The sequence below is a fragment of the Mycobacterium gordonae genome (assembly GCF_017086405.1).
GTDB classification, from domain to species: domain Bacteria; phylum Actinomycetota; class Actinomycetes; order Mycobacteriales; family Mycobacteriaceae; genus Mycobacterium; species Mycobacterium gordonae_D.
Genome location: NZ_CP070973.1, coordinates 2524114 through 2550776, shown reverse-complemented (window position 1 = coordinate 2550776; position 26663 = coordinate 2524114). Strand labels below are relative to the sequence as shown.

General features: G+C 68.5%; 23 protein-coding genes and 1 pseudogene. 6 read left to right on the top strand and 18 right to left on the bottom strand.

Features of this window, described 5'->3' with window-relative positions:
• Positions 1-39: 39 nt before the first annotated feature.
• The 8 genes and pseudogenes from JX552_RS10905 to JX552_RS10870 form a co-directional block, all read right to left on the bottom strand.
• Complete coding sequence (locus JX552_RS10905; protein WP_205877421.1) at positions 40-1350, bottom strand: ABC transporter substrate-binding protein; 1311 nt, start codon at positions 1348-1350, stop codon at positions 40-42.
• Positions 1347-2180, bottom strand: coding sequence for a carbohydrate ABC transporter permease (locus JX552_RS10900; RefSeq protein WP_205877419.1), 834 nt, complete (start codon positions 2178-2180; stop codon positions 1347-1349). Before JX552_RS10900 ends, JX552_RS10905 begins: the two co-directional genes overlap by 4 nt.
• Entirely contained in the window at positions 2177-3076 is a 900-nt protein-coding gene (locus JX552_RS10895) for a carbohydrate ABC transporter permease (RefSeq protein WP_241011001.1), read from the bottom strand. Before JX552_RS10895 ends, JX552_RS10900 begins: the two co-directional genes overlap by 4 nt.
• Positions 3077-3171: 95 nt before the next feature.
• Positions 3172-4505: pseudogene (locus tag JX552_RS10890) on the bottom strand (MATE family efflux transporter).
• Positions 4506-4510: 5 nt separating this feature from the next.
• Positions 4511-5533: a DHH family phosphoesterase gene (locus JX552_RS10885; RefSeq protein ID WP_205877417.1), complete on the bottom strand. Its 1023-nt coding sequence runs from the start codon at positions 5531-5533 to the stop codon at positions 4511-4513.
• Entirely contained in the window at positions 5496-6029 is a 534-nt protein-coding gene (rbfA, locus tag JX552_RS10880) for a 30S ribosome-binding factor RbfA (RefSeq protein WP_205877416.1), read from the bottom strand. The genes JX552_RS10885 and rbfA overlap by 38 nt, the downstream gene beginning before the upstream one ends.
• Positions 6030-6035: 6 nt before the next feature.
• The gene (gene infB / locus JX552_RS10875; RefSeq protein WP_205877414.1) at positions 6036-8924 is read right to left on the bottom strand and encodes a translation initiation factor IF-2; all 2889 of its coding nucleotides are present in this window, start codon (positions 8922-8924) and stop codon (positions 6036-6038) included.
• A gap of 74 nt (positions 8925-8998) precedes the next feature.
• On the bottom strand, positions 8999-9238 hold the full coding sequence (locus JX552_RS10870) for a YlxR family protein (protein ID WP_431195942.1): 240 nt from the start codon (positions 9236-9238) through the stop codon (positions 8999-9001).
• 234 nt (positions 9239-9472) lie between these two features.
• Here JX552_RS10870 and JX552_RS34090 point away from each other — a divergent pair, with 234 nt between their 5' ends.
• Both JX552_RS34090 and JX552_RS10860 read left to right on the top strand, forming a co-directional pair.
• Positions 9473-9718: a PE family protein gene (locus JX552_RS34090; RefSeq protein ID WP_205877410.1), complete on the top strand. Its 246-nt coding sequence runs from the start codon at positions 9473-9475 to the stop codon at positions 9716-9718.
• Positions 9719-9733: 15 nt separating this feature from the next.
• Positions 9734-10114 carry a hypothetical protein gene (locus tag JX552_RS10860; RefSeq protein ID WP_205877408.1) on the top strand — a complete coding sequence of 127 codons (381 nt, stop codon included), beginning with the start codon at positions 9734-9736 and terminating at the stop codon, positions 10112-10114.
• A gap of 209 nt (positions 10115-10323) precedes the next feature.
• Here the strand turns inward: JX552_RS10860 and nusA are convergent, their stop codons facing one another.
• Positions 10324-11355, bottom strand: coding sequence for a transcription termination factor NusA (gene nusA, locus JX552_RS10855; RefSeq protein WP_205877406.1), 1032 nt, complete (start codon positions 11353-11355; stop codon positions 10324-10326).
• Positions 11352-11897, bottom strand: coding sequence for a ribosome maturation factor RimP (rimP, locus tag JX552_RS10850; RefSeq protein ID WP_205877405.1), 546 nt, complete (start codon positions 11895-11897; stop codon positions 11352-11354). Before rimP ends, nusA begins: the two co-directional genes overlap by 4 nt.
• A gap of 206 nt (positions 11898-12103) precedes the next feature.
• On the opposite strand from rimP, the gene JX552_RS10845 reads away from it, so the two are divergent.
• Together JX552_RS10845 and JX552_RS10840 are read left to right on the top strand one after the other, a co-directional pair.
• Positions 12104-12643: a hypothetical protein gene (locus tag JX552_RS10845; protein ID WP_241011000.1), complete on the top strand. Its 540-nt coding sequence runs from the start codon at positions 12104-12106 to the stop codon at positions 12641-12643.
• Positions 12640-13089, top strand: coding sequence for a ferritin-like domain-containing protein (locus JX552_RS10840; RefSeq protein ID WP_205877403.1), 450 nt, complete (start codon positions 12640-12642; stop codon positions 13087-13089). The genes JX552_RS10845 and JX552_RS10840 overlap by 4 nt, the downstream gene beginning before the upstream one ends.
• 176 nt (positions 13090-13265) lie before the next feature.
• Here JX552_RS10840 and JX552_RS10830 read toward each other — a convergent pair whose 3' ends face one another.
• The 8 genes from JX552_RS10830 to mqo all read right to left on the bottom strand — a co-directional run bounded on the left by JX552_RS10830 (position 13266) and on the right by mqo (position 24121).
• Complete coding sequence (locus JX552_RS10830; RefSeq protein WP_205877401.1) at positions 13266-15011, bottom strand: proline--tRNA ligase; 1746 nt, start codon at positions 15009-15011, stop codon at positions 13266-13268.
• 375 nt (positions 15012-15386) lie between these two features.
• The gene (locus JX552_RS10825; protein WP_205877399.1) at positions 15387-16979 is read right to left on the bottom strand and encodes an MFS transporter; all 1593 of its coding nucleotides are present in this window, start codon (positions 16977-16979) and stop codon (positions 15387-15389) included.
• Between the two features lie 22 nt (positions 16980-17001).
• On the bottom strand, positions 17002-18234 hold the full coding sequence (gene cobA, locus JX552_RS10820; RefSeq protein WP_205877397.1) for a uroporphyrinogen-III C-methyltransferase: 1233 nt from the start codon (positions 18232-18234) through the stop codon (positions 17002-17004).
• Positions 18235-18254: 20 nt separating this feature from the next.
• Positions 18255-19622, bottom strand: coding sequence for a cobyrinic acid a,c-diamide synthase CobB (locus JX552_RS10815; protein ID WP_205877396.1), 1368 nt, complete (start codon positions 19620-19622; stop codon positions 18255-18257).
• A 7-nt stretch (positions 19623-19629) separates the two neighbouring features.
• Entirely contained in the window at positions 19630-20253 is a 624-nt protein-coding gene (gene cobO, locus JX552_RS10810; RefSeq protein WP_205877394.1) for a cob(I)yrinic acid a,c-diamide adenosyltransferase, read from the bottom strand.
• A gap of 1 nt (position 20254) precedes the next feature.
• Positions 20255-22102 carry a magnesium chelatase subunit D family protein gene (locus tag JX552_RS10805; protein ID WP_205877392.1) on the bottom strand — a complete coding sequence of 616 codons (1848 nt, stop codon included), beginning with the start codon at positions 22100-22102 and terminating at the stop codon, positions 20255-20257.
• The gene (locus JX552_RS10800; protein ID WP_205877390.1) at positions 22099-22566 is read right to left on the bottom strand and encodes a GNAT family N-acetyltransferase; all 468 of its coding nucleotides are present in this window, start codon (positions 22564-22566) and stop codon (positions 22099-22101) included. The genes JX552_RS10805 and JX552_RS10800 overlap by 4 nt, the downstream gene beginning before the upstream one ends.
• 73 nt (positions 22567-22639) lie before the next feature.
• Positions 22640-24121, bottom strand: a complete 1482-nt coding sequence (mqo, locus tag JX552_RS10795; protein ID WP_205877388.1) for a malate dehydrogenase (quinone) — start codon at positions 24119-24121, stop codon at positions 22640-22642.
• Between the two features lie 128 nt (positions 24122-24249).
• Here mqo and JX552_RS10790 point away from each other — a divergent pair, with 128 nt between their 5' ends.
• Both JX552_RS10790 and mtr read left to right on the top strand, forming a co-directional pair.
• Positions 24250-25275: an alpha/beta hydrolase gene (locus JX552_RS10790; RefSeq protein ID WP_205877386.1), complete on the top strand. Its 1026-nt coding sequence runs from the start codon at positions 24250-24252 to the stop codon at positions 25273-25275.
• A 7-nt stretch (positions 25276-25282) separates the two neighbouring features.
• Positions 25283-26662, top strand: a complete 1380-nt coding sequence (gene mtr, locus JX552_RS10785; protein ID WP_205877384.1) for a mycothione reductase — start codon at positions 25283-25285, stop codon at positions 26660-26662.
• Position 26663: the final 1 nt, after the last annotated feature.

Genomic DNA, 26663 nt, shown 5'->3' with positions numbered 1-26663 from the left:
GGGATCCTACCGTGAAGCGTCAACCACCAATACCGGAATTCACCCGTGACGGAATCCCGAGAGCTTGCGTTTGATCTGCCGGTTGTAGATGACCTGCAGCTGCTGCTGCATCTTGCCGAACGTGGCGCCGACGTCAGCTCCCTTGAGGCCGATGGATTCCAGGCCGGACGAGATGATCCGGTCGCCACCGGGCAGAAAGACGCGGGCGTAGTCCTGCGGACGGGTGTGCGGCAGCTGATCGAACGCCACCCGGGCACGCGGATTGTCGGCCAGGTACTGCTGCTGAGTCGGATCGTCGACGGCCGACTTCCGCACCGCGAGATAACCGGTGTGCTGACTGAAATAGGCAGTGTTGCGCGGACTGGTGAGGTACGCGATGAATTTGAGCGCGTTGAGCTTTCGTTCGTCGGACAGCTTCATCGGGATGGCCAGGCCGGCGCCGCCCGTCGGACATGCCGGCGCGCCGCCCGGACCGGTGGGCAGCGCGGCCACACCGAAATCGAACCGCGCCGCGGCGGTGATCCCGACCAGCGCCCCCGTCGAAGCCACGGTCGAAGCGAGGATGCCGGTGGCGAACTCGTTGGCGACGCTGTTGGCGACCGCCGCGTAGCGCTTACCGTGGATGGATTCACGCAGGAAGTTCCCCGCCGCGATGGTCGCCGGGTCGGTGAACTTCAGGGTCCATCCGTCGGAGTAGGCACCGCCGAACGCCCAATTCGGGCCTTCGAAGGTCCAGGAGATCGCCTCGGAACTGGCCCAGCCGTGGGCCAGGTTGCCGGCGTCGACCACCCGCTGCAGGCGCGGACCCCATTCGCCGAACTCCGGCCAGGAGGTCGGCCCGCGATCCGGCAGCCCGGCCCGATTCCAGACCGCCTTGTTGTAGTAGAACAGCGGTGTCGACCGCGCATACGGCAACGCGTAGTGGTGGCCGCCGAACTCGTAGTCGGCCAACAGCGAGTCCACGTAGTCCCCGGTGTCCACGCCCACTTCCCGGAACAGGTCGTCGAGCGGAGCCAGGACGCCACTGAGCGCAAAATGAAACCACCAAATGTCATCCAGCACAACTACATCGGGCACATCGGCGCCGATGAGCGAGGCGTTGAACTTCTGCGCGACCTCGTCGTAGTTCTTTCCGGCGTCGATCAACTTGACCTGCAGGCCGGGGAATTCCTGTTGGAAACGGCTGATCAGCTCGCGTTCCACCGCGGTGGACAGGCCAGGGTGGTTGGACCAGAACGTAATCGGGCCGTTGCCCGACTTGACCGGGCCGCCGCCGCCCATGCCGGCGCACCCGGCCGTCAGACCGGCCGCCGCTAGCGCCAGGAGTCCTCTGCGATTCAGCATCGTCACCCCTTCACCGCGCCCGAGGTCAGTCCCTTGATCATCTGCCGCTGCAGCACGATGAAAATGAGCAGAATCGGCAGCATCGCCAACAGCGTCACCGCCATCACCGGGCCCCAGTTGGTGACACCTTCGGCCTGCTGCAGGAAGGTCAGGCCGATCGGTAGCGGCGCCACCGACTCGTCGTCGGACATCAGAAACGGCCAGAGATATTCGTTCCATTCGTTGACCACCGTGATGAGGCCGAACGCCACCATGGTGGGTCCCGACATCGGCAGCACCACCTGAAGCAGCAGTTGCCACCAACGGGCCCCGTCCATCCGGGCCGCTTCGATCACCTCCGCGGGCAGAGACAGAAAGTGGTTGCGCATCAGGAAGGTCCCGAACGCGACCCCGGCCAGCGGCAGGATGATGCCGGGAAAGGTATTGCGCAGTCCCAGTTGAGAGATCAGCGCGTAGTTAGAGATCACGGTGATCTGGTTGGGCACCATCAGCGCGGCGATAATTGACAGGAACACCACGTTGCGGCCCGGGAACCGCACGAACACCAGGCCGAAGGCGCTCAGCACGCCCAGGACGAACTTCGCCGCCGCCAGCGCTGAGGTGATGATCACCGAGTTGCGCACGTAGGTCCAGAACGGAATCTGTTGCGTGGCAGTCCGGTAATTCTGCGGATTCCAGTGCGGCGGCCACCAGGTGGTCGGCTGCGAATACACGTCGGGCTGGTCTTTGAACGAGGTGAAGAACACAAACGTCAGCGGTCCGGCGATCAGGGCGACCACCACCAGCATCGCCGCGTAGCCGAGCAGCCGCGCCGGCCGCGCACGATCGGAACTCATTGGCGCTGCTCCCTGTCCATCACGCGTACCTGGTAGTAGGTGATGGCCAACAGCACCAGGAACATGATCGTGGCGACGGCGGCGCCGTAGCCGGCGCGAAAGTTCCGGAAGGTCTCCAGGTACACCTGGTACACCATGGTGGTGGTGCCGGTACCCTCCGGACCGCCGCGGGTCATGACGTTGATGACGTCGAACACCTGCAGCGAGCTGATCAGCACGGTGATCGACAGGAAGAACGTGGTGGGCCGCAGCTGCGGCAACGTGACCATGCGGAACGTGGTCCACCGGCCGGCACCGTCAATCTGCGCCGCTTCCAACAGGTCTCGCCGCACCCCCTGCAACGCCGCCAGGTAGATGACGAAGGTGTAGCCGAGGTTCTTCCAGACGTAGGTGACGACGATCATGACCATCGCCCAGTGCGCGTCCTGGTAGAAATCGGGCACCCCGACCCCGACGCGGCGCAGCAGGTCCTGGATCAGACCGAAGTGTGGGTCGAAGACGAACTGGGCGGCCAGCCCCACCGCCGCACCGGAGATCACGAACGGGGCGAAAACCGTGGAGCGCACGAAGTTTCGGCCGCGTAGTGGCTGATCGAGCAACATGGCCAGCGCCAGGCCCAACACCATCGAGCCGGCCACCGCGGCCACGGTGAACACCGTGGTGTTGAGCACGATCCGGGCGGTGTCCGAACGGGTGAACCACTCCACGTAATTGGACAGGCCGACGAACTCGGCGCGCGGATCGGAGATGTTCCAGTCGAAGAACGACAGCCGGATGTTGTCGGCCAGCGGCCGGTAGATGAACAACGCCAACAGCGCCACATTGGGGCCGACCAGCGCGATGAACAATGCGTAATCGCTCCACGGGCGCCGCCGGGTCGGTCGCGTCGTCCTCACCGGCGTGAGTGTAGCCGCGCGTACCCGCGCCGACATTGCCGTCACGGCCGTGCTTGAGTGGCCACCCACCACCACCCGGGCAATCTCGGCGCATATCAGCCGGTGCCGGGGACCGCCCACCGTCCGGACAGCGCGCGCCAGCCGCCGAAGATCAGCCGCAGCGCCATGAATGTGCTCAGTCCTGACCAGATTCCCACCAGTCCCCAACCGAAGACCAGCGACAACCAGATCAGCGGAAGAAAGCCCAGCAATGCGCCGGCAACCGTGGCGGTGCGCATGAACGCGGCGTCGCCGGCCCCGAGCAGTACCCCGTCCCACGCGAAAACGATTCCGGCAATGGGCAACTGGGCCACCATGAACCACCATGGCACCTCAATCGCGGCCAGTACCGACGGGTCGTCGGTGAACAGGTCCGGCAGCACCGACGAGCCCACCCCGAACGCGACCGCCAACACCCCCGCCGCCAGCAACGAGAACCACGTCACCCGCCACGCAACCCACTTGGCATGGGCGGCATCCCGGCCCCCAGCGCCGCACCCACCAGCGACTGCGCGGCAATGGCCAGCGAATCGAGCACCAGCGCGAGAAACGTCCACAGCTGCAACACAATCTGGTGGGCGGCCAGCGCGGCGGCGCCGAACCGCGCGGCCACCGCCGCGGCGGAGACATAACACACCTGAAAAGCCATGCTGCGCAGGATCAGATCCCGTCCCATCACCAATTGGGCCCGCAACGCAGCCCGGTCCACTCGCAGCGGCACCCGCTCGGCCAGCAGCGCGCCGCCGAACAGCAGCGCCGCCAGCCACTGCCCGATCACGTTGGCCACCGCCGACCCGGCCAGACCCAGCCGCGGCGCACCCAGCCAGCCGTACACCAGCACCGGGCACAGCAGCGCCGAGACGCCGAAACCCGCGACCACATAGCGCAGCGGCCGCACGGTGTCCTGCACGCCGCGCATCCAGCCGTTTCCGGCGAGCGAGACCAGCACAGCCGGCGCGCCCAGGATGGCGATCCGCAGCCACGGCAGGGCCGCGGCGGCGATGTGGTCATTCGACCCGATCACCGACACCACCGGTAGCGCCGTGGCCTGCACGACCACCACGATCGCCGCGCCCAGGCCCAACGCCAGCCACGTCGCCTGAACACCCTCGTGGACGGCCGCGGCGCGGTCCGCGGCGCCGAAGTAGCGGGCCGCGCGGGCCGTCGTGCCGTAGGACAGGAACGTCAACTGCGTGCTGACCAGACCGAGCACCAGGCTGCCGATCGCCAGTCCGGCCAGCGCCACCGCACCCAGCCGCCCGATGACCGCGGTGTCGAAAAGGAGGTACAGCGGCTCCGCGGCCAGCACACCCAGCGCAGGCAGGGCCAGTGCCGCGATCTGCCGGCCATCGGCGGCAGGTCTGCCAGGATCCGCGCCGCCCTGACGCAGGGCCGCTATTCGAGTGCCTCGCGCAGCGCCGCGACCACCTCATCGATCGAGCCGGTGGCCGAATAGCCGGCCGCCAACCGGTGTCCACCGCCCCCGAAACCCATCGCCACCGTGGCCAGGTCCAGGGACTTGGCACGCATCGACACCGACCAACGTCGCGGTTCGACTTCCTTGAACACCGCCGCCACCTCGGCCTGTTGCGTGGTGCGCACGATGTCGACGACGCTTTCGACTTCCTCCGAGCGAGAGCTGGCCCACTCGTGGTGGTCGACCACCGCGTACACCAGCCCCTGACCGGCCGCGGCCTCGGGCAGCAGTTGCGCGGTGGCCAGCACGCGCGACAGCATGGGCAACCAGGCGTAGGGGTGGCTGTCCATCAATGAGCGGCTGACGGCGGCGTTGTCTACCCCGAGGTCCACCAGCCGCGCGGCCAGCCGGAGCGCACGCGCGCTGGCCCAGCGGAACGATCCGGTGTCGGTGGTCAGCCCGGCGTAGATGCAGTGCGCCACGCCCCGGTCGATCGGTTTGCCCCACAGGTCGAGGATCTCGGCGATCATCATGGTGGTCGAATCCGCGGAGGTGTCCACGAAGTTCGCGGTGCCGAAAAATCCGTTGGACGCGTGATGGTCGATGACCAGCATCTGCTGGTCGGAACCGGCGAGATCTTGCAGTGACCCCAGCCGGTGCATGCTGGGCACGTCGACGGTGACCACCAGATCGACGTCGCGACGCACTTCCCGGGGCCCCACCAGCAGGTGGCACCCCGGAAGCGTGCTCAGCGACTGCGGCAGTTCCGCCGGCGCGGCGAAACTCACTTGCACGTGCTTGCCACACCGCTCGAGCACGGCGCCCAGGGCCAGCCCGGCGCCGATGGTGTCAGCGTCGGGATGCACGTGGCAGACCACCGCCACCGACTCCGCGGCCGACAGCAGTTCGACGGCGCCGGCTGCATCGACGCGCGCCCCGCCGAGGCGCGGCAGTCCGGTCAGCTCAATCTTCGGATCGATCTTGCGATTGATAATCGTCATCGGTGTCCTCAGCTTCGATGCCTCGAGCACTGCCAAGTCCCCCGGCGGCCGGCGCTTCGGCCGCCGACCCACTATCACGGTACGGGTCGGCCTCCCCCGCCGGTTTGGCACCCACCCGCACCCGCGCCAGATCGGCATCCGCGGCACGGGCACGGGCCAGCAACTCTTCCATCCGGTTGACCGTGTCCGACGTCGTGTCACGGGTGAAGGTCAAGGTCGGAGTGAAGCGCACTCCGGTGCCCGCTCCGACCTTGGTGCGCAGCACGCCCTTGGCCCGGTCCAGCGCCGCGGCGGCGCCAGGGTAGTCGGGCTCGTCGTCCAGCGTCGGGCCCATCACCGTGTAGTAGACCGTCGCGTCGTGCAGGTCGTTGGTGACCTTGGTGTCGACGATGGTCACCCCGGCCAGCCCGGGATCCTTGATCTCGTACTCGATCGCCGAGGCGACGATGGTGCTGATCCGTTTGGCCAGCCGGCGTGCCCGGGCGGGGTCAGCCATCGGCGGTCACGACCGTTCCTTCTGCACGAGCTCGAAGGACTCGATGATGTCGCCTTCCTTGATGTCCGCATAGCCCAGCGTCAGACCACACTCGAAGCCCTCGCGGACCTCGGTGACATCGTCCTTCTCCCGACGCAGCGAGTTAATCGAGAGGTTCTCGGTCACCACGATGTTGTCCCGCAACAGTCGGGCCTTGGCGTTGCGGCGCACCACCCCGGAGGTGATCATGCAGCCGGCGATGATGCCGACTTTCGAGGACCGGAAGATGGCGCGGATCTCCGCGCGACCCAGCTGGTTCTCCTCGTAGATCGGCTTGAGCATGCCGCGCAAAGCCTTCTCAATCTCGTCGATCGCCTGGTAGATGACCGAGTAGTAACGGATCTCGACGCCTTCGCGGTTGGCCAGCTCCGTCGCCTTACCTTCGGCACGCACGTTGAAGCCGATGATGATCGCATCCGAGGCCGACGCCAGGTTGACGTTGGTTTCGGTGATGCCACCGACACCGCGGTCGATGACGCGCAGCGCCACCTCGTCGTCCACCTCGATGCCCATCAGGGCCTCTTCCAGCGCCTCGACGGTACCGGCGTTGTCGCCCTTGAGGATCAGGTTCAGCTGGCTGGTTTCCTTCAGCGCCGAGTCCAGGTCCTCCAGGCTGATCCGCTTACGGCTGCGCGCGGCCAGGGCGTTGCGCTTGCGGGCGCTGCGCCGGTCGGCGATCTGGCGGGCGATGCGGTCCTCGTCGACGACCAGGAAGTTGTCACCGGCACCGGGCACCGACGTGAAGCCGATGACCTGCACCGGCCGGGACGGCAGCGCCTCCTCGACGTCCTCGCCGTGCTCGTCGACCATCCGGCGCACCCGGCCGTACGCGTCGCCGGCCACCACCGAGTCACCCACCCGCAGCGTGCCGCGCTGGATCAACACAGTGGCCACCGGACCGCGGCCGCGGTCCAGGTGCGCCTCGATCGCCACACCCTGAGCTTCCATGTCGGGGTTGGCTCGCAGGTCCAGGGCCGCGTCGGCGGTCAGCAGCACCGCCTCTTCGAGCGCCTCGATATTGGTGCCCTGCTTGGCCGAGATGTCCACGAACATCGTGTCGCCACCGAAATCCTCTGCCACCAAACCGTATTCGGTGAGCTGGCCGCGGATCTTGGCCGGGTCGGCACCCTCTTTGTCGATCTTGTTGACCGCCACCACGATCGGCACATCGGCGGCCTGCGCGTGGTTGATGGCCTCCACCGTCTGCGGCATCACGCCGTCGTCGGCGGCCACCACCAGGATGGCGATGTCGGTGGCCTTGGCACCGCGGGCACGCATGGCGGTGAACGCCTCGTGACCGGGGGTGTCGATGAAGGTGATCAGCCGCTCGCTGCCCTCGAAGTTGACACCGACCTGGTAGGCACCGATGTGCTGGGTGATGCCACCGGCCTCGCCCTCACGGACGCTGGCCTTACGGATGGTGTCCAACAGCCGGGTCTTGCCGTGGTCGACGTGACCCATGACGGTGACCACCGGCGGACGGGTCTGCAGATCGCCCTCGTCCCCGGAGTCTTCTCCGTAGGAGAGATCAAACGACTCCAGCAGCTCGCGGTCCTCGTCCTCGGGGCTGACGACCTGGACGTTGTAGTTCATCTCGCTGCCCAGCAGCTCGAGCGTCTCGTCGCCAACCGACTGGGTGGCGGTGACCATCTCGCCCAGATTGAACAGTGCCTGCACCAGCGCGGCCGGGTTGGCGTTGATCTTGTCGGCGAAGTCGCTCAGCGATGCGCCGCGGGCCAGCCGGATTGTCTCGCCGTTGCCGTGCGGCAACCGCACGCCACCGACGACCGGCGCCTGCATGTTCTCGTACTCGGCGCGTTTTGCCCGCTTGGACTTGCGGCCACGCCGCGGCGCGCCTCCGGGACGGCCGAACGCACCGGCCGCGCCACCGCGCTGACCGGGACGGCCGCCGCCGCCACCGCCACCGCCGCCAGCGCCGGGGCCACCGCCACCGGGGCGACCCCGGAAGCCGCCGCCACCGCCGGGCGCCGCGCCGACACCGCCGCCGCCACGGTAGTTACCACCGCCGCCTCCGCCGGGACCGCCGCTGCCACCAGGACGGGCTCCTCCTGGCCGGGGTGCGCCGGTACGCGGCGGACGCGGCCCACCGGAGGAGCCGCCGGGACGCGGCGGCATGCTGCTGGGCGAGGCTCCGCCCGGTCGCGGCGCGCCCGGCCGGGGTGCGCCGGGGCGCGGAGCCTGCGGATGCGGACGCGGAATCGGCCGGTCCACCGGCTGCGCCGAGGAGAACGGGTTGTTGCCGACGCGGGGGGTGCGCACGCCGGGCTTGGGCATCGGGCCCGGACGCGGTCCGGGCGTCGCGCCCGGTTGCGGGGCCTGCGGCGGGGCGGCTTGTCCCGGCGTGGGAGCCGCGGGGCCGGGCGTCGGCGGGGCCGGCGGTGCGGGCTTCGCTCTGGCCGCCGGGGCCGCCGGGGCCGGTGGGGCGGCCGGGGCTGCCGGTGTGGCCGGCGGCGCCGGCGGGGCCGGAGTGGCCGCGGCCGCCGGGCGACTCGGAGCGGCCGGCTTGGCCGGGGCACCGGTGGACGCGCCGTTGCCCACCGCCTTGTCCAGCGCACGGTCGAGTGCCGCACCGGTCGCCGACGGCACCGCCTTCTCGGCGGGCTTGGCGACGATCGGGGCACTGGCCGGGGGGGCTGATTGGGGGCTCTTCGCCGCACCGCCGCCGGCGGACTTGCCGCCACCGAACGACTCGCGGAGCCGCCGGGCCACGGGTGCTTCCACCGTGGATGATGCCGATTTGACGAATTCGCCCTGTTCGGTCAGCCGGGCGAGAACTTCCTTGCTGGTGACACCGAGTTCCTTAGCCAACTCGTGTACGCGGGCCTTACCTGCCACTACATCTCCTGTCTATGAGGCGACAGCAGGGGGCCGCGCCTCGGGTTTAGCTATGACGCATGGTCATCGGGACTTCACGGTGTGCTCATGTTCGTTGCTACCTGTTCTGTTGCGCGGTGGGACGAGCTCAGATGCTCGATCACCGCGGATGTGTCCGGTGAACCGGTGATGCGCAGCGCTCTGGTGAAAGCCCGCCGCCGAATCGCTTGTTGCAGGCACTGCGGACCGGGATGCAACCAGGCACCTCGCCCCGGCAGGCTTCCGGCTGGATCAACGATCACGGCGTGGTTGCCGTTCCCGGTTGACCGAGCCACCACTCGAAGCAGTTCGACGGCCAGCTCTCGCTTCCGGCATCCGACACACGTCCGCACCGGTCCGCTGGGGGTGCCCGGGCGTTGGCGCGTCGAGGCCGAAGGCTCGCGCTGGATCACGGCTCAGTCTAGCGTCACCCGACCAGTGGTCAGAACCACCCGCGCGGCGCGGGCGCCCGCGTCTGACGACAGCGTGATATTCGCATCAGTTCAGTACCGGACTCCTGCGGACCACCGGTGGCCATTGCGGAGCTGTTCTCGACGCATGGTCTGGCATTTCCGGCGATGAGCGCCCTGGCCGCGGCCTTTCACTCTGAGGTGATATCGAGGCTGCAGTCGAGCGCGGAGTCTTCATCAGCGCGGAAGCCGCCAACCTGTCGGCTCTGGGAAACGCGTTGTGGACCGCGATCTTCGGGTCACCGGCCATCGAGCCGGTCCCAGCCGCGGAGCATCCCGCCTGCAGCGGCAGACAGTCACTGCTGAGCCGCATCGAACTCGGTGCTGGGCTCGCCGGTTCAGCAGCTGTCTGCCAGCGGCTACCTGACACCGCTCTTCAGCGACGCGCCGCCGCGGCTCCTGAAGGCACTGCTGGGCGAAACGGTCCGCTACACCAGCTACGACGGGATGCGCGTCGTCGAGATCGTCCCGGCTCACCCGGCCGGCGAAGACGCCCTGCACGGGGGCGCATTCTTGCCGCCGATGATCCTCCACTGGCTCGCCTACTCCGTGATGGCCTACCGGACCGGCGCGACCTTCGAGGTGCCGATCTACCCGCTCATCCAGCAGGGTGGTGCGCGGCACCATGGCGCCCAAAGTGGCCGGCTACATCTCCGCGCAGATCCGACCGACGGCGCATCCCGCGTCAGCGTGCTCGGCTGAAACAAGATCTATCAGGCAAGGCCGGCGATCGTGCGCTGATCGACCCTCTGGTCAGCGGCGCCGATCAGCTTCGTCCTGGCCACCGGCGGGTTCCATGACTGGGTTCTGCTGAGCCCCGGCGGTCTGCGCTACTGGCCGCAGATCGAGCGACAACTCGGCATCTGAGCCGAACCGATGCCACCGAGTTCGGCAGCCGGCGCGAAGACGCCTCAGTGCTCGTGCGCCATCCCGTGGCTGGCGCCCTGTTCGGGCTGCCCCGGGGCGTCACCCCGGATGTCGATGCGCCAACCGGTGAGGCGGGCAGCCAGCCGGGCGTTCTGTCCTTCCTTGCCGATGGCCAGTGACAACTGGAAGTCGGGGACCACCACGCGGGCGGCCCGGGCGTTGGCGTCGATGACCGACACCGAGACCACCTTGGCCGGCGACAACGCGTTGGCCACGAACCGGGCCGGGTCCTCGTCGTAGTCGATGATGTCGATCTTCTCGCCGGACAGCTCGCTCATCACATTGCGGACCCGCTGCCCCATCGGCCCGATGCAGGCCCCTTTGGCGTTCAGGCCGGGCACCCGGGAGGCGACGGCGATCTTGGACCGGTGGCCGGCCTCGCGGGCCACAGCCACGATCTCCACCGAGCCGTCGGCGATCTCGGGCACTTCCAGGGAGAACAGCTTGCGGACCAGGTTCGGGTGGGTGCGCGAGAGCGTGATCAGCGGCTCACGCGACCCGCGACTGACACCGACGACGTAACAGCGCAGCCGGTTGCCGTGCTCGTAGCTCTCGCCGGGCACCTGTTCAGCGGCCGGGATCACGCCTTCGGACGCCTTGGCTTCGGTGCCCATCCGGACGACGACCAGGCCGCGGGCGTTGGCCCGGCTGTCACGCTGGATGACCCCGGCGACGATCTCGCCTTCGCGGGTGGAGAACTCGCCGAAGGTCCGCTCGTTCTCGGCGTCCCGGAAGCGTTGCAGCATGACCTGGCGTGCGGTAGTGGCCGCGATGCGGCCGAAGCCCTCGGGCGTGTCGTCCCACTCGCTGATCAGGTTGCCGTCTTCGTCCGTCTCGCGGGCGATGACGCGCACCACGCCGGTCTTGCGGTCGATCTCGATCCGGGCGTCGGACTGGTGCCCTTCGGTGTGCCGGTAGGCGGTGAGCAGCGCAGACTTGATCGTCTCGAGCAGCTCACTGACCGAAATGCCCCGGTCCACCTCGATCGCGTGGAGCGCGGCCATGTCGATGTTCATGCTCCGGCCTCCGTCCCCTCTGCCCGATCCAACAGCTCCAACTCCGCGTGTGGCGGCGGTGAAAACTCGACTTGGACCACCGCTTTGATGATGTCGGCCAGCGGGATCTCCCGCAGCGCCGGTTCGCGTCCGGCGCGGACCACCAGCGACAGCGTGCCGCCGGCCGCGCGGGCGACCCGGCCGGCCAGCTGTGATCCGTCGGACAGCGCCAGATCCACCTTGCGGCCCCGTGCCCGACGGAAATGCTTCTCGGTGGTCAACGGGCGCTCCACGCCGGGAGAGCTGACCTCGAGGACATAGGCGGCCGAACTGCCGTCGTTGCCGTCGTTGCCGTCCAGCGTGTCCAGCAAATCGGATGCGGTGCGGGACAGGGTCGCGACGGTGTCGAGGTCCAGGGCGGTGTCGCCGTCGGCGATCACGGTGATGCGCGGCGGGCGGATGCGGCTGTCGATGACCACGTCTTCAATCTCGTAACCGGCACGCGCGAATTCTCCGGCCAGTAGCTCGATCACCTGCGTCTGCGAAGGTAGCCCGGTGGTCACGGCGAGCTCCTCATCTTGAGTTGTCGGTCAATCGGCGTGCGCGCGGCTTTCACAGCGAACTCAGAGAGCCAGCTACCCACGATACGCCAGGATCGGCTACTGACGCCCGTTCAACAACGTCGCGATCCCAGGTCGGGTCCGGGTCGGCGTTCGACCGCGTCGTGGCTGGCGCTGCCGCGGTGCCCGGTGATGGCAGGATGTGGGGCGTGCCCAGAGCAGTACGCGTCATCAGCCGGCGGCGTGTGCTCGCCGGTGGTGCCGCTCTCGCTGCACTCGGGGTGGCGGCAACCGCCTGCGGCGAGTCGGCGCCCAAGTCCCCGGCCGTCGAGGAGCTTGTTGGCCCGTTGGATCAGGCGCGGCGCGACAGCGCGCTGGCCGCCGCGGCCGCCGGAGCGATCGGCAGTCCCCCGCAGATCGCGGCCGCGCTGACCGTGGTCGCTACCCAGCGCGCCGCGCACGCACGGGCGCTGTCCACCGAGATTGCCCGCGCGGCCGGCAAGCTAGTCTCCTCGACCAGCGAAACAAGCATCTCTAGTGCCACCCCCAGCCCGACCGAGCCGCAGGCTCCGCCGCCGCCTGCGCCGCCGGTCTCGGACGTGATCGACTCGCTGCGCAAGTCGGCGGACGACGCCAACCGCCTGGTGTCGACCTCGTCGGGCTACCGGGCCGGGTTGCTCGCCTCGATCGCCGCCTCGTGCACCGCATCCTGCGAGGTTGCCCTGGTGCCCGGAGGCCCGTCGATATGAGTCCCGGCGGTAAAGACGCCGATGTCGCGGCCCTCAGCGATGCGCTGGCGGTCGAGCACGGCACCATCTACGGCTACGGCATCGTCTCCGCGCTGTCCCCGCCCAGCGTCAACGACCTGGTGGTGGAGGCGCTCAATCAGCACCGCCAGCGTCGCGACGACGTCATCGCGATGCTGACTGCCCGCAAGGTCACCCCGGCACCGGCCGCGGCCGGTTATCAGCTGCCCTCGCCGGTGGGCAGCCCGGCGGATGCGGCGCGGCTGGCGGCACGGATGGAAAACGACGGGGCGACGGCGTGGCGGGCGGTGGTCGAGCACGCCGAGACCGCCGAGGATCGTGCGTTCGCCTCGACCGCACTGACCCAGAGCGCGGTGATGGCCGCGCGGTGGAACAAGGTGCTCGGCGGTTGGCCGATCAATTCGACGTTCCCGGGCGGCAACGAGTAGGTCTGGGGCGGGGCTTGATGGCGGCGACCCGCCGCGCCCGGCTATGCCGCGCTTGCGATCGCCGCGGGGCTTGATGGCGGCGACCCGCCGCGCCCGGCTATGCCGCGCTTGCGATCGCCGCGGGGCTTGATGGCGGCGACCCGCCGCGCCCGGCTATGCCGCGCTTGCGATCGCCGTCAGGCGCTGATGGCCGCCACCAGGTCCGTGGTGAGCGAGTCGCTGACAGCCAGCTCGCTGGTCTCCCCGCTGTACCGGTTGCGCAGCTCCACCCGGCCGTCCGCCCAGCCGCGGCCCACCACGACGATCCAGGGCACGCCGAGCAGCTCGGCGTCCTTGAACTTGACCCCCGGCGAGGCCTGGCGGTCGTCCAGCAGCACGTCCATCCCGATCTTGTCCAGGTCAGCGGCCAGCTTGGCGGCGCCCACCCGGGCGTCGGGATCCTTGTTGGCCATCACCAGATGCACCCCGAACGGGGAGATCGAGGCCGGCCAGCGCAGGCCGAGCGCGTCGTGGTGTTGCTCTGCGACGACGGCTACCAGCCGCGACACCCCGATACCGTAGGAGCCCATGGTCAGCCGCACCGGCTTGCCATCCTCGCCGAGCACGTCGGCGCTGAAGGCGTCGGTGTATTTGCGGCCGAGCTGGAAGATGTGGCCGATCTCGATGCCGCGGGCCATCACCAGCGGTCCAGCGCCGTCGGGAGACGGGTCGCCCTCGCGCACTTCGGCGGCCTCGATGGTGCCGTCCGCGGTGAAGTCCCGGCCCGCCACCAAACCCACCACGTGCCGGCCCGGCTCGTCGGCGCCGGTGATCCAACTGGTGCCGTCCACCACCCGCGGATCCACGAGATAACGAACGTCGTTGTCCCGCAATGCTTTCGGACCGATATAACCCTTGACCAGGAATGGGTACCTGGCGAAGTCGGCGTCACCGAGCAGGGCGTACTCGGCCGGTTCCAACGCCGCGCCGAGCCGCTTGTCGTCAACCTCGCGGTCACCGGGCACACCGATGGCCAGCAGCTCCCAGTCACCGCCGGGCTGGCGAACCTTCAGCAGCACGTTCTTCAGGGTGTCCGCGGCCGTGACGGTGCGGTCCAGAGCCTCGTTGGCCCAGGTGACCAAGGTGGCGATGGTCGGGGTGTCGCCGGTGTCGTGGACCTCGGCTGCGGGCAGGCCCTCGATGGGTTGTGCGTCGGGCCGGGCAGTGGTGACCGCTTCGACGTTGGCGGCGTAACCGGACTCCACGCACCGGACGAAGGTGTCCTCACCGACCGGGCTTTCGGCCAGGAATTCCTCGGAGGCGCTGCCGCCCATCGCACCCGACACCGCGGACACGATCACGTAGCGCACGCTGAGCCGCTCGAAGATGCGCTGGTACGCCTCGCGGTGCGCGTGGTAAGAGGCCTTGAGCCCGGCGGCGTCGAGGTCGAAGGAGTACGAGTCCTTCATGACGAACTCGCGCCCGCGCAGGATGCCGGCGCGGGGGCGTGCCTCGTCGCGGTATTTGTTCTGGATTTGGTACAGCGTCAGCGGAAAGTCTTTGTAGGAGCTGTACTCGCCCTTGACGGTCAGGGTGAACAGCTCCTCGTGGGTGGGCCCCAGCATGTAGTCGTTGCCGCGCCTGTCCTTGACCCGGAACACGCTGTCACCGTATTCGGTCCACCTGTTGGTGGTCTCGTAGGGCGCGCGCGGCAGCAGGGCGGGGAACAGGATCTCCTGGCCGCCGATCGCGTCCATTTCCTCGCGGACGACGCGTTCGATGTTGCGCAGAACTTTCAGGCCGAGCGGAAGCCAGCTGTACAAGCCGGGCGCGATGGGTCGGACGTATCCGGCGCGGATCAGCAGTTTGTGGCTGGCCACCTCTGCGTCGGCGGGGTCATCGCGCAGGGTACGCAGGAACAGCTCGGACATCCGGGTGATCACAGGCGGCAAGCCTACTTGGGGCCCGAGTGCGCCGGGCGTCACATCGGGCTCGGGCCGGGGCGCGAAGCGGTGCCCACCCAGGGCTCAGCGCATCATCGAGCCTGCAGAATTGCCGAGAAAGTGCGAGTAGAGCCCTGCAAATTCGCAGCCTCGACGGGACGCGGCAATCACGGGGACCTGCGCGCCCACCGGCTCAGCGCGAAACCACCACTAGCGAGTCACATGCGCCACACTGGCCCCTGGGAATTTTGGCACCGGCGCTGCCCACCTTGTAGCGACAGCTCGTTCTGTCGCGCAGAGGCGGGCAGCAAGACACCCGAATTTTCCAGAGACTGGTGGGGCTGGTGTGACGACTCGAACGGCCAGCCGGGTGCGTTACAGCTCCCCGGCGTCGATCGCTTCCTTGACCTCCTGGGCGTGGGCCACCTGCTCGGGCGTGTAGCCGATGAACAGGGCCGCGATGCCGACGATGACGGCCGCTCCGGCGATCCACAGCAGGCCGTAGGTGTAGCCGTGGTCGAGAGCCTGCAACTGCGCGTCGTTCATGAACTTCACCGGGCCGGTCGTGCCGCCCAGGAACAGCGTCCGAGAGGTGATCACGGCCTGGATGACGGCCAGCACCAACGGCCCACCCAGGCTCTGCAGCATCAGCGTCATCGCCGAGACCGGGCCGATCTGGTCGAAACCGACGCCGGCGATCGCGGCCAGTGTGAGCGGGACGACCACCATGCCGATGCCGATCCCGCCGATCACGATCGGCAGCACCAGGTTCGGGAAGTACGGCGCACCACGGTGCATGCACATCGATCCGTAGATCATCGCGCCCAGCAGCAGCCAGCCGCCGCCGATCGTCAGCACGCGCGGCGAGAACCGCGACACCAGCTGCGACGAGATCCCGAGGCCGATGCCCATGGCGATGACGAACGGGATGAAGCCGATGCCCGCGCCGAGCGCGCTGTAACCCAGGATGTCCTGCACGTACAGGCCGATGGATACCGTCAGGCTGAACATGACGCCGCCGGCCAGGAAGATCGCGGTGAACGTGACCAGTCGATTGCGGTCGCGGAACAGCTGGAACGGGATGACCGGGTTTTCGGCGCTGCGCTCGACGATCGCGAAGGCGATAGCCGCCACGATCGCCACCACACCGGAGCCGAGGGTGGTGATCGAGAGCCAGCCCTTCTCCGGGCCCACCGAGAAGGCGAACACAGCGGCGGTGCAGGCCAGCGTGGCCAACATGGCTCCGGCGGCGTCGAGCTTCATCCGCTCACGGTTGGTCTCGCGCAGCGCGGTCCGGGCTAGGTAGATCATCACCAAGCCGATCGGCACGTTGACCATGAACGCCAGCCGCCAGGAGTACTCGGTCAGCGCGCCGCCGACCACCAGCCCCATCACTGACCCGATCGCCGTCATGGCGGCGAAGACCGCCGTCGCGGCGTTACGCGCCGGGCCCTTCGGGAAGGTGGTCGCCACCAGCGCCAACCCGGTCGGCGAGGCGATCGCCGAACCCACGCCCTGCGAGAGCCGGGCGATGACGAGCGTCACCTCGTCCCAGGCCACCGCGCAGAGCACCGACGAGATGGTGAACAGCGCGACACCGACGATGAAGGTGCGCTTGCGCCCGATGGTGTCGCCGAGGCGACCGCCGAGCAGCATCAACCCACCGAAGGTCAGCACGTAGGCGGTGATCACCCAGCTCCGACCGGCGTCGGAAAGGCTGAGCTCGTTCTGAATCTTAGGAAGCGCGACGATGGCGACGGTGCTGTCCATGGTGGCCAACAACTGCATCCCGCCGATGGCGATCACCGCGGCGATAAACCGGTGTGACGGTAGCCACGTCGGGTAGTACCTGCTCATGCGCTGCAAAGGGGTCTCCACTGTTCGAGTGGGACGCTCCTGGGCCGAACGTTCCGAGCGTCCCTCAGTCCAAGGGTGGATTGCCCGCTCTGAGTCGTTGAGAGCCGTCATAGCGGGTTACCTTACAGTAATCTTAAGAATTGTTTAAACCCCGAACGCCGCGGAAGCCTGCGACGGGCCCGATAACAATGATCGCGGGAGGTCGAACACCCTCCGCTCGGACCTTCTCCGGCGTGTCTGAGAGGGTCGCCCGCAACGTCTGCTGCGCCGCTGTCGTTCCGTGTTGCACCACAATCACCGGAGTATCCGCAGGTCGACCGCCTTTCAGCAACGCGGCGACGAATAGTTCGATCCGTTCGACCGCCATCAGCAAAACGATGGTGCCCGACATTGCTGCCAAAGCGTCCCAATTCACTAACGATTCGGGATGATCGGGCGCCAAATGGCCGCTGACCACCACGAACTCGTGATTTGTCGCCCTGTGGGTGACCGGAACTCCGGCCAGAGCGGGCACAGCTATGGCACTCGTCACACCCGGCACCACGGTCACCGGAATTCCCGCTTCCGCGCACGCCAGGACTTCCTCATACCCCCGGGCGAACACGAACGGATCGCCCCCTTTGAGCCGCACCACGAACTTGCCGGCCCGGGCACGGTCGATCAGCACGTCATTGATCGCGTCCTGGGCCATCGCGCGGCCGTAGGGGATCTTGGCCGCATCGATCACCTCGACATGCGGCGACAACTCGGCCAGCAGTTCCGGCGGGGCAAGCCGGTCGGCGACCACCACATCGGCCTGGGCGAGCAGTCGGCGGCCACGGACGGTGATCAGTTCGGGATCACCCGGACCGCCGCCGACCAGCGCCACCCCGCCGCGCACGACGTCCTCGGAACTCCAGTCGGAGCTCTCTGCCGTGATGATGCCCTGCTGCAGTGCCTCCCGGATAGCGGACCGGATGGCGGCCGAACGGCGGTGTTCGCCGCCGGCCAGCACACCCACCGACAGTCCCGCGTAGGTGAAGGACGCCGGCGTGACCGCGGTTCCCTCGACGGCAATGTCGGCGCGAACGCAGAAGACGTGGCGCCGTTCGGCCTCGGCGACGATCGCCTCGTTCACCTGCGGGTCGTCGGTGGCCGCCAGCGCATACCAGGCGCCGTCGAGGTCGCCGTCGCGGTATTCGCGCAGCGACAGGGTGATCCCGTCCATCGCCTCGACTGCCGCGGTGGCGCCGCGGGAGATGACATGCACGTCGGCGCCGCTGGCGATGAGCAGCGGTAACCGGCGCTGAGCGACGCCTCCCCCGCCGACGATGACGACCTTTCGGCCGGTCAGTCTCAGTCCCACCAGATAGGGGCTCTCGGTCACCGCCCAAGCTTAATGTCGCGCTACGCCCGCGCCTTGCCCGCATGGGCGACGAAACGAGCCACCGCGGCGGGCGCCGCCGCCGGATGAGTATGCAGATACGAAGCGTGCACACCGCCGTGGACGGCGCCGTCGTGTTTGCGATCCACGCCCCCGCCCCGGTACACCCAGGCCGGCTGGTAGCTGTCTGCGAAGGTGACCGTGGTCCGATGGAATTCGTGCCCCACCACTCGCTGTCCGGCCGCGTACAGCGACGAGTCGGCAACGGCCACCGCGTCCCGGTAACCCAGGGTGAGTCGCTGGGTGAACTGCGCCGACCCGGCCAACACGCCGCACATCGGAAATCCGTCCAGATCGTCGGCCAGATAAATGAGGCCGGCGCACTCCGCATGCACGGGGGCGCCGGCGGCCGCCAGTGCGGCGATCTGACGCCGCACGACGTCATTGGCGGACAGCTCCGCGGTGAACTGTTCGGGGAATCCGCCGGGCAGCAGTACGGCGTCGGTCGCCTCGGGCAGGACGTCGCTGAGCGGATCGAACTCAACGACCTGCGCGCCGGCGGCCCGCAGCAACTCGGCGTGTTCGACGTACCCGAAGGTGAACGCTTTGCCTGCGGCCAGGGCGACCCGAACCCGACACCCGACGGGCCGGACGACGGTTGCCGGATCCCACGGCGGGGCGCCGACGCGGCTGCCGGCGGTCGCCACCACGCCGGCGAGATCGACGTGACGCGTCACCAGATCCGTCATCGCCTCGATCGCCTGCTGAGCATGCCGACCGTACTCCGCCGCGGTGACCAGGCCCAGATACCTTGTCGGAAGCTCCAATTTGGCGGTTCGCGGAATTGCGCCCAGCACCGGGACACCCGCCTGTTCACAGGCCTGCCGCAGCACCAGCTCGTGCCGGGCCGTGCCGATCCGGTTGAGGATCACACCGCAGATCCGGGTCTGCGGGTCGAAGGTGGAAAACCCGTGCAGCAGTGCGGCGATGCTGTGGCTCTGACCGCGCGCGTCGACCACCAGAATCACCGGCGCACCGAGCAGTCTCGCGACGTGCGCGGTCGATCCCGTCGCAGCACCGGTGACGTCGGGGCCGATCCGGCCGTCGAACAGGCCCATCACCCCTTCGACCACCGCGATGTCGGCACCGCGGGCACCGTGGCCGAACAGCGGGCCGATCAGCTTGTCCCCCACCATCACCGGGTCGAGGTTGCGGCCGGCCCGCCCGGCGGCCAGCGCGTGGTAGCCGGGGTCGATGAAGTCCGGGCCGACCTTGAACGGCGCCACCTGGTGGCCGGCCCGGCGCAGTGCTCCGATCAAACCCGTTGCCAGCGTGGTCTTTCCGCTGCCCGATGCGGGGGCGGCAATGACGACCGCGGGTGTCGAGGTCACCTGGCGCTCACCACTCGATGCCTTTCTGCCCCTTGCGGCCGGCGTCCATCGGATGCTTCACCTTGCCCATCTCGGTCACCAGGTCGGCGGCCTCGACGAGGCGAGGCGGGGCATCGCGGCCGGTGATCACCACATGCTGGTGACCGGGCCGTTCCCCCAGCGCTTCCACCACTTCCTCGACATCGAGCCAACCCCACTTCAGCGGGTAGGTGAACTCGTCGAGGACATAGAAGTCATGCCGTTGCTCTGCCAGCCGCCGCCGGATCTCGGCCCAGCCGTCGGCGGCCGCGGCGGCGTGGTCGACTTCGCTGCCGGCTTTGCGAGACTTGCGTATCCAGGACCAGCCCGAACCCATCTTGTGCCATTCGACCGCACCGCCCACACCAGTGCGCTCGTGCAGCTGGCCGAGCTCGCGAAATGCGGTTTCCTCGCCCACCTTCCACTTCGCGCTCTTGACGAACTGGAAGACCGCGACACTCATCCCGACATTCCAGGCCCGCAACGCCATCCCGAACGCAGCCGTCGACTTGCCCTTGCCGTCGCCGGTGTGCACCACAAGTACCGGTACGTTGCGCCGGGCCCGGGTGGTCAGGCCGTCCTCGGGGACGGCGATCGGCTTTCCTCGGGGCATATCAGGCCACGCTGCGCACGGCTCGGGTCAGGTGGTCGGCGTGCAGTTGCTCCAGCCGGATGGCGGGCGCGCCCAGTTGGCGGGCCAGCTGGGCGGCCAGTCCCAGCCGGACATAGGACGTCTCGCAGTCGACCACAACGGCCGCGGCGCCCTCTGCCACCAGCATGGAAGCGGCAATCCTGCTGCGGCCCAACGGATCCGGGCCAGCGGTCGCGCGGCCATCGGTGAGCACCACCACCAGCGGACGGCGGGCCCGGTCGCGCACTCTCTCCCGGATGACCAGTCCCCGGGCGGCCAGCAAACCCTCGGCCAGCGGAGTCCTGCCGCCCGTGTCGAAGCGGGCCAGTCGCCGCCCGGCGATGTGCGCCGACGACGTCGGCGGCAGCAGAATCCGGGCTTCGGCCTGGCGGAAGGTGATCACGGCGACCTTGTCGCGTCGCTGGTAGGCGTCACGCAGCAATGACATGGCGGCCCCGCTGACGGCGGCCATCCGGTCCCGGGCGGCCATCGAGCCGGAGGCGTCGACGACGAAGATCACCAGGTTGCCTTCGCGACCCTCCCGGACGGCCCGGCGCAGGTGGCCGGACTGCAAGCGCAGCGGCCCGGCCCGGTCGGCGCCTGCGGCCGCCGACAGCAGGGTGGCGAACAGATGCAGGCCGTGCGCGGCCGGGTCGGTGGGGTCGGCGGCGGCCACCACACTGCCGGCACTGTTGCGGGCTCGGGATCGTCGCCCCGGTGCGCCTTCGCCGACCCCGGGTACCGTCAACGCCCGGGTGCGAAAGACTTTCGACGGCGGCGCACTGGGTTTCGGTGACGGCGGGGCCGTCGTGCCATTCGAATTCCGTTCGGGGGCAGTATATTCCGTGGAAGCACCCCCGCCGGGCGGGTCGGGATCCGGGTCGGGTTCGGGTTCGCTCTGGGCCTGCTCACCCGCCCGGGCCAGCGCCTCGTCCAGTTGATCGCGCTCGATGCCGTGATCGTCGAACGGATCACGGCGGCGGCGATGCGGCAACGCCAGTTCGGCGGCCACCCGGATGTCCTGCTCCGCCACCGTCAGCGCGCCGCGCCAGGCCGCGTGGGCCGCCGCGGTGCGCGCTAGCACCAGGTCGGCTCGCATGCCGTCGACGTCGAACGCCGCGCACAACGCCGCAATCCGCCGTAACTCGTTGTCCGGCAACACCACATCGTCGACGATCGCGCGGGCGCCGGCGATCCGGCGGGCCAGCTCGGCGTCGGCATCGGCGTAGCTGAGCGCGAATCCGTCCGGGTCGGCTTCATAGGCCATCCGCTGCCGGATCACCTCCACCCGCACGTCGACGTCGCGCGAGGCCTGCACGTCGACCGTCAGGCCGAATCGGTCCAGCAGTTGGGGACGCAGCTCGCCCTCTTCGGGATTCATCGTTCCGATCAACACGAACCGGGCCTCGTGGGTGTGTGAGATGCCGTCTCGTTCGACATGCACCCGTCCCATCGCGGCGGCATCGAGCAGGATGTCGACCAGATGGTCGTGCAGCAGGTTCACCTCGTCGACGTAGAGGACGCCGCCGTGGGCGCGGGCCAGCAGGCCCGGGGAGAAGGCGTGCTCGCCGTCACGCAACACCCGCTGCAGATCCAGCGAACCGACGACCCGGTCTTCGGTGGCTCCCAACGGCATCTCCACCAGACCGCCGCCTTCGGCGTCGGTCGCGGCCGACAACAACCCGGCCAGCCCGCGCACGGCCGTCGACTTCGCGGTGCCCTTCTCGCCCCGGATCAGCGCGCCGCCGATCTCCGGCCGCACGGCGCACAGCAGCAACGCCAGACGCAACTGGTCGTGCCCGACGATCGCGCTGAACGGATAGGGCTTCACCGGGTACCAGCCGGGGAACCGGGTCGCAGCATCGGCACATGCGGAATGCCGTCGTCGAGAAAATCGTCGCCGTCGCGGACGAACCCGTGGCGGGCATACATCTCGGTCAGGTACTTCTGCGCGTCGATGCGGCAGGGGTAATCGCCCACTTCGGCCAGCGCCGCGCGCAGCAACCGGGTGGCGTGGCCGTGACCTCGAGCGCTGCGCTTGGTGCACACCCGGCCGATCCGGAACGCCTTCTCACCACCGGCGTGCTCCTCCATCAGCCGCAGGGTGCAGACCACCTCTCCGTCAGAGGATTCCAGCCAGAAGTGGCGGGTTTCGGCGAGCAGATCACGCCCGTCCAGCTCCGGGTAGGGGCAGGCCTGTTCCACCACGAACACCTCGACCCGCAGCTTGAGCAGCTCATAAAGGGTCCGCGCATCAAGGTCTTTGAACCAGGATCGCCGCAAGGCTTCGGTCATCGACGTCGCTCTCCCCCGTGCGCGCGAGGTGCTCCGACCCCATCGTTTCGCTGTGCATCGTCGCCGCCGCGAGTCATGCCGCCTCTAATCGCAGCGTCTTGTTGGTCCACGACCTCACCTCGTCGTAGAGGGCGGGTTCACGCGACAAGTCAGCTCCCAGTGACGGCACAATCTCTTTGAGAGTAGGTAACCACGACTGGTACCTGTTGGCGAAACAGCGTGCCAGCACCTCCATCATCGCCGGGACCGCGGTGGAAGCGCCCGGCGAGCCGCCGAGCAGCCCGGCGATGCTGCCGTCGGCGGCACCCACGATGGTGGTGCCGAACTCCAGGGCCCCGCCCCTGCCCCTGGCCCGACGGATCACCTGTACCCGTTGCCCGGCCACCGTCAGCTCCCAGTCTGAATCCCTTGCGCTGGGTGCGAATTCACGCAACGCTGCGACCCGGTCCGGTCCGGTCAGGCGCACCTGGCCGAGCAGGTAGCGCAGCAATGTCGCCTCCCGGACGCCGACGCCCAGCAACGACGGAAGATTGCCGGGCCGGACCGACCGGGGTAGATCGCTGAAGTGCCCGTGTTTCAAGAACTTCGGTGACCAGCCGGCGTAGGGCCCGAAGACCAGCCACGGCCGGCCATTGACGAGGCGCAGGTCCAGGTGCAGCGCACCCAGTGGCGGCGCTCCCGGCGACGGAACGCCGTACACCTTGGCACGGTGCGCGGCGGTGAGCCCGCGGTCGGCGGTGCGCAGGAAGCGGCCACCGATCGGGAACCCGGCGAAACCGCGGATCTCGGCGATCCCGGCCTTCTGTAACAGCGGCAATGTATCGCCCCCGGCCCCGACAAAGACGAATTTCGCTGTCAGCTGCCGCTTTTCACCGGTACGTCGGTTTCCGACGGTCAGCGTCCAGCCGCCGTCGCCGCGACGCGACAAGCCACGCACCTCGTGCCCGAACAACGCGGTGGCACCGGCTTTCACGCCGTAGCCGATGAGTTGTCGCGCCAAAGCGCCGAAATCGACGTCCGTGCCGTCGGCGGCCCAGTTGAGGGCAACCGGCTCGGCGAAGTCACGCCGGGCGGCCATGAACGGCAGCCGGCGCGCGAATTCGTCGGGATCCACGATCAGTTCGGTCGCGGCGAACAACGGGTTGCGCGCCAGCGCGTCACGGCGCCGCCGCAGGTACTCCACGCCGGCCGTCCCGTGCACGAAACTGACGTGCGGGACGGGGTTGAGAAAGCTCGGTACGTCGGCCAGGATGCCGTTGTCGGCCGCGTAGGCCCAAAACTGGCGGGTCACCTGGAACTGTTCGTTGACCAGCACCGCTTTGGTGATGTCGATCGATCCGTCCGGGCACTGGGGTGTGTAGTTCATTTCGCACAGCCCCGCGTGACCGGTGCCGGCGTTGTTCCAGGGGCTGCTGCTCTCGCCGCCGACCCCGTCCAGGCGCTCGATGACGGTGATCGACCAGTTCGGCTCCAGCCGGCGCAGCAACGCACCGAGGGTGGCACTCATGATTCCGGCACCCACCAGCACGACGTCGGTTCTGGCTAGCTGTGCCACGCCGATCGCTGATCCTTTCCTTCAGACTGCCGGTGCCAGGCTATCGCGACGGACGGGTGGGCAGCTGCGCGGCGAGCGCGGCATCGACGGCTTGGCCCGACCCAGCAGGCGACATTTAAGCTGGCCTCGTGACTGGCTGGGAGCCCGACGTCCTGCCCGGCTACTGGCAGCGAACCATCCCGCTCGGACCCGACCCGGACGGCGAGGGCGACATCGTCGCGACGCTGGTGCGCCGTGGCCCGCAAACAGCGGCCGGCCACGCGGTGTTGGCCGTGCACGGCTACACGGACTACTTTTTCCATACCGCGCTGGCCGACCATTTCGCCGACCGCGGCTTCACCTTCTATGCGCTGGACCTGCGCAAGTGCGGCCGCTCGCACCAACCGGACCAGACTCCCCACTTCACCACCAACCTGGCCCACTACGACGACGAACTCAACCGCGCGCTGGCCCTGATCCGCGAGCGGTCCGAGGTCAAGGTGGTCATGTACGGCCACTCGGCGGGTGGGCTGATCCTGGCGCTCTGGCTGGACCGGTTGCGGCGGCGAGGCGCGATCGCGCGGGCCGGTGTCACCGGCCTGGTACTCAACAGTCCGTTCCTCGATCTGCACGGCCCGGCCATCCTGCGGCTCGGCGTCACCTCGGCCACCATCGCGGCGCTGTCGCGGATGCGCAGCAAGGGCGTCGCCCGGGCCAGCGGCAGCGGCGGCTACGGGTCGAGCCTGCACCGTGACTACCACGGCGAGTTCGAGTACAACCTGCAGTGGAAACCATTGGGCGGCTTTCCGGTAACGTTCGGCTGGTTGCATGCGGTGCGGCGCGGCCAGGCCCGGCTGCATCGGGGGCTCGACGTCGGGGTGCCCAACCTGATACTGCGTTCGGACCACACCGTGCCCGAGAGCGCCGAACCGGCGGCCCTGCAACGCGGCGACGCGGTGCTCGACGTCAGCCAGATCGCCCGGTGGGCCGGCTGTATCGGCAACCGCACCAGCATCATTCCGGTGCCGGATGCCAAACACGATGTGTTTCTGTCGCTTTCCCAACCGCGTCAGCTAGCCTATCGCCATCTGGACCGCTGGCTGGACGAACATCTCAGCAGGCTCAACGACACCGACGCCTCGGTCCCCCCCGAGAACCGGTCGGGGAAAGGGTGACGCATCGATGGAGACCTACGACCTCGCGATCATCGGAACCGGTTCGGGCAACAGCATTCTCAACGAGCACTATGCGGCCAAGCGGGTGGCGATCTGCGAGCAGGGCATCTTCGGCGGCACTTGCCTGAACGTCGGGTGCCTCCCGACCAAGATGTTCGTCTACGCCGCCGAGGTGGCCAAGAGCATCCGGGGCGCGGCCCGGTACGGCGTCGACGCCCACGTCGACGGCGTGCGCTGGGCGGACATCGTTTCCCGGGTCTTCGGGCGTATCGATCCGATCGGGCCCAGCGGCGAAGACTACCGCCGGTCCGCCCCGAATATCGACGTGTACCGCAGTCACACCCGTTTCGGGCCGGTCGCGGCCGACGGGCGTTACCTGCTGCACACCGACGCCGGCGAAGAGTTCACCGCCGACCAGGTGGTGATCGCCGCGGGCTCTCGGCCGACGGTGCCGCCGGCGATCACCGCCGCCGGCGTCACATACCACACCAGCGACACCATCATGCGGATTCCCGATCTGCCCGAGCACCTGGTCATAGTCGGAAGTGGTTTCGTCGCAGCGGAATTCGCCCACGTGTTCGCCGCGCTGGGTTCGCGGGTGACCCTGGTGGTGCGGGGTAGCTGCCTGCTGCGTCACTGCGACGACACCATCTGCGAACGGTTCACCCGCATCGTGTCCGAGAAATGGGGACTGCACACTCACCGCAACGTCATCGGCGGGCACAACCGGGGGGCGGGGGTGTCGCTACAACTCGACGACGGGAGCACCCTGGATGCCGACGCGCTGCTGGTGGCGACCGGGCGGATCTCCAACGCCGACCTGCTCGACGCGGAGCAAGCCGGTATCGATGTCGCAGACGGTCGCGTCGTCGTCGACGAGTATCAACGCACCTCGGCCCGTGGGGTTTTCGCGCTCGGCGACGTGTCGTCGCCGTATCAGCTCAAGCACGTCGCCAACCACGAGGCGCGCGTCGTGCAGCACAACCTGCTGTGCGACTGGGAGGACACCGGGTCGATGGCCGTCACCGATCACCGCTTCGTGCCGGCGGCGGTGTTCACCGACCCTCAGTTGGCCGCCGTCGGGCTCACCGAAAACCAGGCGGTGGCTCAGGGATTCGATGTCTCGGTCAAGATCCAGGATTACGGCGACGTCGGCTACGGATGGGCCATGGAGGACACCACCGGGATCGTGAAGTTGATCGCCGAGCGCGGCACCGGCCGGCTGCTGGGCGCCCACATCATGGGCTACCAGGCATCGTCGATCATTCAGCCGCTGATCCAGGCGATGAGCTTCGGGCTGACCGCCCACCAGATGGCGCGCGGCCAGTACTGGATTCACCCCGCCTTGCCCGAGGTGGTGGAGAACGCGCTGCTGGGCCTGAGCTGAC